This window comes from Gammaproteobacteria bacterium (assembly GCA_013151035.1).
Taxonomy (GTDB): domain Bacteria; phylum Pseudomonadota; class Gammaproteobacteria; order JAADJB01; family JAADJB01; genus JAADJB01.
This window is the reverse complement of record JAADJB010000040.1, coordinates 70894-73651: the sequence shown is the minus strand read 5'-3', so window position 1 is coordinate 73651 and position 2758 is coordinate 70894. Positions and strand designations below refer to the sequence as shown.

General features: G+C 43.5%; 2 protein-coding genes and 1 pseudogene (1 of these 3 cut by a window edge). All 3 read left to right on the top strand.

The window, feature by feature from the left end; all coding sequences use genetic code 11:
- Positions 1-76: 76 nt before the first annotated feature.
- Positions 77-1132, top strand: a complete 1056-nt coding sequence (locus GXP22_08905; GenBank protein ID NOX09587.1) for a site-specific integrase — start codon at positions 77-79, stop codon at positions 1130-1132.
- Between the two features lie 334 nt (positions 1133-1466).
- Positions 1467-2213 (top strand): FRG domain-containing protein, encoded by a 747-nt coding sequence (locus GXP22_08900; protein NOX09586.1) that lies wholly within the window; start codon positions 1467-1469, stop codon positions 2211-2213.
- Positions 2210-2758: pseudogene (locus GXP22_08895) on the top strand (DUF262 domain-containing protein); it runs 526 nt beyond the window's last position. Before GXP22_08900 ends, GXP22_08895 begins: the two are co-directional and overlap by 4 nt.

Genomic DNA, 2758 nt, shown 5'->3' with positions numbered 1-2758 from the left:
CCTACCATGCGGCTGAAATCGCTTTATATCACACGCTTGGAGCCTTACCCGTACCGGAAACTACCCACGAATTTTTCTGAGGAGGCAAAATAATAAATACCAGGATGGGTTATACAAACGGAAGGATTCGCCGTATTGGTGGGCGAGTTATACAAACGCCAGCGGCAAGAGAACTCGCAAAAGCACTAAAACTGTAAACTATAAAGAGGCCAAAAAAGTCCTGATCAATTTGTATATTGATGATCAAGATGATATTTCCAGTAACCAACGCGCACTCTATTCCTTTGATGAATTGATGCTGAAGTACTTAAATACCGTATCCATCAATAAAAGATCCTACTCCAGGGATGTCGTGAGCATGAAGCGACTGACACCCTTCTTCACGGGTAGAGACATGGCATTCCTGAAGGCCTCGGTTGTACGTGCCTATATCAATCAACGCCTGGGCATGCAGGCCAGCCCTGCCACAATCAACCGCGAGATCAGCCTGTTATCCGCTGCAATCAATTATGCCTGCCGTGAGTGGGACTGGGTGATTCCCAATCCAGCGGCTGGCAGAAAGCTGAAGGAGCCAGAGGGACGGGTGCGATTTATTACAGAGACCGAGGCCAGCAGGTTAATCCGCGTTGCCAGCAAGAACGAGTTGGCACCACATTTGGCAGACTTCCTGGTATTGGCTCTGCATACCGGTATGCGTAGCGGTGAAATATTGAATCTCTCCTGGGACCAGGTAAACCTGTCATCCCGATTTATTATTTTATCAGGAGAGGAAACCAAGTCTGGAAGAAGGCGATCAATCCCATTAAACACTCGAGCACATTCAGCAGTGATGTCGAGAAAGGCATTTAGCGCAAAGTGGTGCCTAGGCAGTGACTGGGTATTCACCAACAGGAAAGGGGCTCGGATCCAGTCGGTAAAGACTTCTTTTGCGAGCACATGCAAGGCTGTGGGTATTAAGGATTTCCGGATCCATGACCTGAGGCATACCTGTGCAGCCTGGTTAGTTACTGCCGGTGTGCCTCTGACTGAGGTCAGGGATCTGCTTGGGCATCGATCTATTACCATGACAGAACGGTATGCTCATTTGTCACCTGAGAATGTGAGGGCGGCTGTGGCCAGGATTGAGGGGTGAATGTTTTTAGATAATTACTTGATAATAAATATAATTTACGGCTTAATAGACCAACGGCGTTTATCGAGGGCACCTGAACTCCTCGACAAGCATGGAAGAAAAAATATCAGCCTGTTATCTGCAAGCACACAACGATGCTTGATACGCAGGGAAAAGGAAATAGCCAATGAATCCAGCGCACCAACCATCCTTAGCATCTTCCCAGGCATTGATCGATTGTAGTTTATGCCATGTGGAATTAGTCAATAACATACTAGATCGCATCCGTATTATTAGTAATAGTGCGGACGCGACCTAATATACTTTATATTTCTAATAAGAAGGAGGGAAAAACTTGCTCACTAAAGAAATACAATCTGTACAAGACTTAATAGCTGCTTTGGAAGAGGATAACGATGGCTACAATGGTGCCTCTTGGTATCGAGGGCACGCTGATGAGGCTTGGTCATTAGTACCCGGTTATTACCGACTTGATGGTGCGCCTCCTGAGTCAACCCTAATAAAGCGATTTAAACAAAGCGCAGCAATGTTGATTTCAGTTACCCCAAAAGATTCTTTCGATTGGTTATTTCTTATGCAGCATTATGGTGTTCCAACCAGACTCCTGGATTGGAGTGAAAACCCTTTAGTGGCTTTATATTTTGCGGTTGTCGATTCAGCAGGGCATGAAGATCAAAATTCAGTTTTATGGAGTATGCGCCCCTCGGAGTTGAACAAAAATGCTGGGATTAACGATGTAGATGAAGAATTCTTTATACCATCATTCGAGGATGAAGAGCTTCTTAACTATTCAGTGGAGACGCTACGTCAAAACACTAGAAATCAAATGAAGCCACTGGCTACAATAGCCACTCGTAACAACGAGCGCATACAGGCACAACATGGAGTTTTTACGATCCATCACAACGATAAGGTGGCTATAGAAAGTGTTGGTGATTCATCTCACGTAATAAAATACATAGTGCCTCATGATCGCAAGCAACATATGGCAAGGCAATTAGAACTTTTGGGTTTCACTAAGTTTCAGCTTTTCCCTGAACTTGCGAGTATAGGTGAAATTATAAAAAGGGGGTTGGAATGAGTTACCTACGAACAAATCCGCTAAAAAACAGTACAATCATGCTGTTGTATTCGGAGCGAGAAGAAATACGGCTAGACCCGCCCTATCAAAGAATGGGTGGAGTCTGGACAAAAGAAAAGAAACAGTTACTAATCGACTCAATTCTAAATGACTACGATATCCCTAAAATCTACTTTCATCTATATGATCGTGAGTCCGTATCAGAAGATAGTTATGAATATGCTGTAATTGATGGTCGCCAACGTCTCGAAACAATCTGGGATTTTGTGGCGGGTGAGTTTTGTTTATCGAGTAATTTTGATTACCTAAAGAATTCTGACATAGATCTGTCCGGCTTGAGCTATGACGATATCTCCCAACAACATCCAAAAATAAAAATTCAATTTGACTCATTTACTCTGCCAGTAATCTTGGTGGAGACAGATGATGAAGATTTAATTGAGGATATGTTTTCAAGATTAAATGAAGCTGTTCCACTTAATGCTGCCGAAAAACGTAATTCAATTGGTGGCGATATGGTCCGTTCAATTAGAGCATATTCATAA